General features: G+C 64.1%; 4 protein-coding genes. All 4 read right to left on the bottom strand.

Annotated features, from left to right (window positions below):
- Positions 1 to 21: 21 nt before the first annotated feature.
- A complete protein-coding gene (locus KAH28_RS17155; RefSeq protein ID WP_290578774.1) occupies positions 22 to 204 on the bottom strand; it encodes a hypothetical protein in 183 nt (60 codons plus the stop codon).
- A gap of 467 nt (positions 205 to 671) precedes the next feature.
- Positions 672 to 1880, bottom strand: a complete 1209-nt coding sequence (locus KAH28_RS17150; RefSeq protein WP_290578772.1) for a hypothetical protein — start codon at positions 1878 to 1880, stop codon at positions 672 to 674.
- A 193-nt stretch (positions 1881 to 2073) separates the two neighbouring features.
- On the bottom strand, positions 2074 to 2853 hold the full coding sequence (locus KAH28_RS17145) for an NAD-dependent protein deacylase (RefSeq protein ID WP_290578771.1): 780 nt from the start codon (positions 2851 to 2853) through the stop codon (positions 2074 to 2076).
- 56 nt (positions 2854 to 2909) lie between these two features.
- Complete coding sequence (locus tag KAH28_RS17140) at positions 2910 to 6356, bottom strand: pyruvate carboxylase (protein ID WP_290578768.1); 3447 nt, start codon at positions 6354 to 6356, stop codon at positions 2910 to 2912.
- Positions 6357 to 6365: the final 9 nt, after the last annotated feature.

The following is a 6365-nucleotide window of genomic DNA, read 5'->3' as shown; positions in this document are numbered from 1 at the left end:
GGGCCGATAAAGGCAGGCAGGTCAGTGTGGCAAAGCCAAAAGCGCCAATGATAAGAAAAGAAACTCCTTGGGTGGGTTGATGGCGCCCATAAAATCAAGAAGAGCCTCAACTCCAGAGAATGCGGCCACCAGGGCACTTGCCGCTCCTCCGAGAATGAGGGAGCACATGGCTTCTTGAAAAAAGAACTTTTTGATCTCATCCACGCACTACTTCCCCCGATATCTAACGTCCGTAAACACCGGCGTTGAAGGTTTCCGGGTGCCTTTGCTGGCTATGAGTAGAGTGCACTTAGGATAGCGGCCCAACCGAGGCCGCCAGGCTTGCCCCCAGCGCCGTTGCTACTTCAGCTACTGAAGCCATCACGCATTTGGCGTAAATCGCAGCTTTCCCCATATCGCTATCCTCCTTGCCAGGATAGTGGCCTGGCTCCGATGTTGTTAGCACACGGTTCTTCAGGTAATTGAGACCGATCAACGAAGTACCGACAGCTAGGGACAAGGCAAGAGGGATGGGATTCGAACCCATACCGCTACCCGCTAACCTAAATGCACTCTCCACACCTCCTTACACATAACGCCCGGCTCACGCGCCGGTTTGGGGCCGCGAAGCGGCGGAAATCGGTCGTCGTGCAGCCGATTGCTAGTTATCTTTTGGTCCTGCCTCAGTGTACTCACCAATCCATATTTACCGCATTATCGAATTCATGCGTCAGATATTCAACAAACTCCCTCATTGATTCGTCCGACTCCATCGCGCGCTCGTATGTGCCATCTGCGACATAAGTAAGAATGCTTGGAAGGCTACTGAATAGATGATGCTTGGCGGGCTCGAGAGGGCCCGACCACAAATGCTCCAAGAACGCTTCAATCTCGCCCAGTGCCCACGATTCGTCGAATGCGGGTTCCCCGGTGAGGGCGTATCGATGCCGTTGATCGTCAGTGAGCAAAACTGGCACGGCCCCAGCGCTGGAATGAAAATGGAATGCTTCACCGCGCTTCCCGAAGGATCCGTGCGCTAGGAAGTTGCGGAGCTGTGCCCTGATGTCCAGTAGCGTATCGTAGTGCGCCTTTGTTGCCTTGTCCGTTAAATCCAAAGCTGCCTTGAACTTTTTCTTCCAATCAGATTCGGCGAGTTGGGCTACATCGTCGCCCGTGCGCAGGCACCCTTGAAGAATGGCAAAATGAATAAAGGCGTGCTCCGTCCAGCTGAAGAATGCTTCAATGGCTGCCTGCGCGTTCCATTCAGCCTCTCTGCGTAGTGAGAAGGAAGGATAGAAGCCACTGGTGACCTCCGTGCCATCTCCCAGAACCTGCTTTGCAAAACGATGTTCGTCCTTCCTGGCCTCCGCCTCCTTGCTTAGAGTTCGACACCGGTCACGAAAGAATTCATATCGCTCGAAAAGCGACGCATTCTTGTTGGAGACATTAATCTGATTTCCCGAAGCGGCTTGCTCGGCGCGCCATTCGAAGTAAGGCTTCGCAATCGTTATCGCTTTCTGAATCAGCGCGGTTATCTCCCTGGCATCCGCCTCCTGACCGTCAGTCGGGCGACCGCTTCTTGTCGCGTTCGGGTCCAAACTTGGTGCGAATACGCCAAGGCCAAGTTTGCGATGCTCGATCCCATAGAGTCGCCCTCGATATCGAATGGGCACGGTCCAAGCGCTCTTTTCCCACTTTCCCATGTGCGGGAAAGCAAGAAGGTCAACGAGCAGGAAATATACGAGGTAGTACGCGGGAAGACTTTGCCCGCCATCCGTTCGAGAGGACAGCATTAACCCGCGCGGTTCATCGCCAGTCACCGGCGAGCCAGCTGGCTCAACGTCGCCAAGAGCCTTCAGCGCCCCCTCACGGATTTGTTGTATTTCAGGTGGCAAAGACATGAGCTTTTCCGTAGATCTCATTGAGGTGCCGGTAGATGCTGGCGGCTACCTCAAGACAGCTGGCAGTAATTAGATAGCACGCTCGATCATTCAATTATTCTGCGCGCTTCGTAATCCCACAACAGCGTACCTGGGCGGCGCAAAAATCTATCTTTTGAATCAGTATGCTGAATCAGCATGACGCGATGCGGCATCAGTTCACACATACGCCGAGCCCTGCCGCAAGTGCTGGTAACACATCGATACTCCTCGCCTGCAGCCGGTACCGCACCAGCGCAGATATCTCGCTCTCCCCCGGGTTGATTTCCAGCGTTGGCGCGCCTTGCCGGACCGCGTGGATGACCGGCGCCGCGATGTAGGGGAATCCGGCGGTGGTGCCGATGCTCATGACGAAGTCCACGCCTTCGGCCATGGCGCGTTCGAGGCGGTCCATGGCGTCTTCGGGCAGCCATTCGTCGAAGAGGACGACGCGCGGGCGGACCATGGCACCGCATGTTTCGCAGCTGGGCGGGATCCGGTTCAGGTGAGCGAAGTTCTCGACCCACTCGGCGGCGTCGCAGCGCGTGCAGTGCAGCTGGTGGATGTTGCCGTGGATCTCGATGACGTCGCGGCTGCCGGCATCGCGGTGGAAGCCGTCGACGTTCTGGGTGAGGACGGTGAAGCGCTCGAAGCGGCGTTCCATGTCCGCCAGGGCCTTGTGGGCGGCATTGAAGCCGGCGCCGCGGGCATTGGATTCGATCTGGTGGATGTATTTCCAGGTGATCTCGGGGCAGGTGCGCATCATGCCGCCGGACAGCGCTTCCTCGATGGGGATGCCTTCCTCGGTGAGGTCGCGGTCGTAGAGGCCGCCCACCCCGCGGTAGGTGGGCAGCCCGGAGTCGGCCGAAATGCCGGCGCCGGTGATGACGAGGACGCGGCGGGCCTTCTGCAGGTCCGCCATCGCTGCCTGGAGCGTCGGGTCATCCGGTGTCATGTTCCGGAGCGTAACCCTACTCCATGGTTCGTTTCACCCCCGGCGGCGGATGCGCGTCAGTCCTTGTAGACCAGCAGCAGGTCCTGCGCGTTGACGGTGACGCCGCTCTTGACCAGCACTTCGGCCACTTCGCCGTCGCGCTCGGCGCGGATCTGGGTTTCCATCTTCATGGCCTCGATGGACAGCAGCGCCTCGCCCTTGCGCACCTTCCTGCCGGGCTCGACGCTGACCGACGCCACCATGCCGGGCATGGGCGCGCCGACGTGGGCCGGGTTGCCGGGCTCGGCGACGCGCACCTCGGCCGGCCCCTCGGAGCCGGCCAGCGGCACGCGCGTGGTGCGGGGCTGGCCGTTGAGCTCGAAGAAGATCTTGGCGGTGCCCTGCTCCGGCGAATCGGTGCGGCCGAGCAGGCGGATGAGGAGCGTCTTGCCGGGCTCGAGGTCGACCGAGATTTCCTCGTTCTCCTTCAGCCCTTCGAAGAACACCGGGGTCGGCAGCACGGAGACATCGCCGTAGGTCCGGCGATGCTCGGCGAAACCGGCATACACCTTCGGATACATCAGGTGGGATGCCAGATCGGCGTCGGTGATTGGGCTGTCCGGATCCTTCTCGGCGATCTTCTCGCGCTCGGCGTCGAGATCGGCCGAGGGCAGGATGCCCCCCGCCCGGCCCTCCAGCGGCGCGGCGCCCGCCAGCACCTTCTTCTGCAGGGCCGACGGAAAGCCGTCCTCCGGAAAGCCGAGCTCGCCCTTGAAGAGCGACACCACCGACTCCGGGAAGGCGATGTCGCGCTCGGGGTCGAGCACGTCCTCGGGGGTGAGGTTGTTGGCGATCATGAACAGCGCCATGTCGCCGACCACCTTCGAGGTGGGTGTCACCTTGACGATGTCGCCGAACAGCTGGTTGACGTCGGCATAGGCCTGCGCGACCTCCGGCCAGCGCGATTCCAGGCCCAGGCCGCGCGCCTGCTCGCGCAGGTTGGTGTACTGGCCGCCCGGCATCTCGTGGCGGTAGACGTCGGCGGTGCCGGAGCGGATGTCGGGCTCGAAGGCGCCGTAGTAACGGCGCACGCCTTCCCAGTACTGCGAGATGGCGCGCATGGCCTCGGTGCTGACGCCGGGGTCGCGCGGGCCGCCGCGCAGCGCCGCCGCCACCGAGCCGAGGTTGGGCTGCGAGGTCAGACCGCTGAGCGCGTCCATGGCGCCATCCACCGCATCCGCGCCCGCCTCGACGGCCGCCAGCACGCTGGCGGCGCTGATGCCGCTGGTGTCGTGGGTGTGGAAGTGCACCGGCAGCCCCACGGTGTCCTTGAGCGCCCTGACCAACGTGCGCGCCGCCTCGGGCTTGCAGACGCCGGCCATGTCCTTGATGCCGATGACGTGCGCGCCGGCGGCCTCCATCTCCTTGGCCAGCCGCAGGTAGTAGTCGAGCTTGTACTTGGGCCGCGCGTCGTCGTGCAGGTCGCCGGTGTAGCAGATGGCGGCCTCGCAGAGCGCGCCGGTCTCGCGCACCGCGTCGATGGCGACGCGCATGTTGTCGACCGCGTTCAGCGCATCGAAGACGCGGAACAGGTCGATGCCGTTGCTGGCCGCCTGCTGCACGAACTGGCGCACGACGTTGTCGGGATAGTTGGTGTAGCCGACCGCGTTGGAGGCGCGCAGCAGCATCTGCAGCAGCAGGTTGGGCATCGCCGTGCGCAGCTCGTGCAGGCGCTGCCACGGGTCCTCGCGCAGGAAGCGCATGGCGACGTCGAAGGTCGCGCCGCCCCAGCATTCCATCGAGAACATCTGCGGCAGCAGGCGCGCGTAGTACGGCGCGATGGCGCGCATGTCGTAGCTGCGCATGCGGGTGGCGAACAGCGACTGGTGCGCGTCGCGCATGGTGGTGTCGGTGAGCAGCACCTGCGGCTGCTCCAGCATCCACTGCGCGAAGCCCTCCGGGCCCAGTTCCAGGAGCTTGTCGCGCGCGCCCGGCTGGGGCGGCAGCGACAGGTCGGCCTTCGGCATGATCGGCTCGGGCGGGCGCTCGGCCAGCGGCGTGCGGCCCTTCATCTCCGGGTTGCCGTTGACCGTGACCTCGCCGATGAACTGCAGCAGGCGGGTGGCGCGGTCGCGACGCTTCGCGAAGTGGAACAGCTCCGGCGTTTCGTCGATGAAGCGGGTGGTGGCCGCGCCGCTCTGGAAGGTCGGGTGATTGATGACGTTCTCGAGGAACGGCAGGTTGCTGGCCAGCCCGCGGATGCGGAACTCGCGCAGCGCGCGGTCCATGCGGTGGATGGCCTCCTCGCCGGTCGCGGCCCAGGCCGTGACCTTCACCAGCAGCGAGTCGTAGAACGGCGTGATGACGGCGCCGGAGTAGGCCGTGCCCGCGTCAAGACGCACGCCGAAGCCGGCGGCGCTGCGGTAGACGCCCAGCCGCCCGTAGTCGGGGCGGAAGTCGTTCTCGGGGTCCTCGGTGGTCACGCGGCACTGGAGCGCGCTGCCGTGACGGATGATGTTCTCCTGCACCGGCACGCCGCAGTGCTCGTCGCCGATGCGTGCGCCTTCGGTGACGTGGATCTGCGCCTTGACGATGTCGACGCCGGTGATCTGCTCGGTGACGGTGTGCTCGACCTGGATGCGCGGATTGACCTCGATGAAGTAGAAGGCATCGGTGTCCGCGTCCATGAGGAACTCGACCGTGCCGGCGTGGGTGTAGCCCACCGCCTCGCCCAGCCGGAGGGCGGCATTGCACAGCTCCTCGCGCTGGGTCTCGGTCAGGAACGGCGCCGGCGCGCGCTCGACCACCTTCTGGTTGCGCCGCTGCACCGAGCAGTCGCGCTCGAAGAGGTGCACGAGATTGCCGTGGGTATCGCCCAGCAGCTGGACCTCGACGTGGCGCGCGCGGCGCACCAGCTTCTCGAAGTAGACCTCGCCGTTGCCGAAGGCCGACTGCGCCTCGCGCCGCGCGACCGGCACCGAGGCCTCGACGTCGGCGTCGTTCTCGACGATGCGCATGCCGCGGCCGCCGCCGCCCCAGCTCGCCTTGAGCATGAGCGGGTAGCCGATGTCGTTGGCGATGCGCAGCACCTCCGCCATGTCCTCGGGCAGCGCGGCGCTGGCCGGCATGACCGGCACGCCGGCCTTCTCGGCGAACTCGCGCGCGGCGATCTTGTTGCCGAGCGTGCGCATGACCTCGGGCGTCGGCCCGATGAAGGCGATGCCCGCATTGGCGCAGGCTTCCGCGAACTCGGGGCTCTCGGACAGGAAGCCGTAGCCCGGATGGATGGCGTCGACGCCGGCCTGCTTGGCGATCCGGATGATGTCCGCGATGTCCTGGTAGGCCGCGATGGGCTTGGCGCCCTCGCCCACCAGATAGCTCTCGTCGGCCTTGAAGCGATGCAGTGAAAAGCGGTCCTCGCGCGCATAGATCGCGACCGTACGGATATCGAGCTCGGAGGCCGCGCGCATGATCCGGATGGCGATCTCGGACCGGTTGGCGACCAGCAGCTTGCGGATCTGCATCGACGTTGT

The sequence above is a fragment of the Algiphilus sp. genome (assembly GCF_023145115.1).
Classification (GTDB): Bacteria; Pseudomonadota; Gammaproteobacteria; order Nevskiales; family Nevskiaceae; genus Algiphilus.
This window is presented reverse-complemented; position numbering and strand designations above follow the sequence as displayed.

Excerpts from the sequence above, each read along its gene's own strand:
- KAH28_RS17150 (WP_290578772.1), bottom strand. The coding sequence starts at position 1,880 with ATGTCTTTGCCACCTGAAATACAACAAATCCGTGAGGGGGCGCTGAAG.
- KAH28_RS17145 (WP_290578771.1), bottom strand. The coding sequence starts at position 2,853 with ATGACACCGGATGACCCGACGCTCCAGGCAGCGATGGCGGACCTGCAG.
- KAH28_RS17140 (WP_290578768.1), bottom strand. The coding sequence starts at position 6,356 with ATGCAGATCCGCAAGCTGCTGGTCGCCAACCGGTCCGAGATCGCCATC.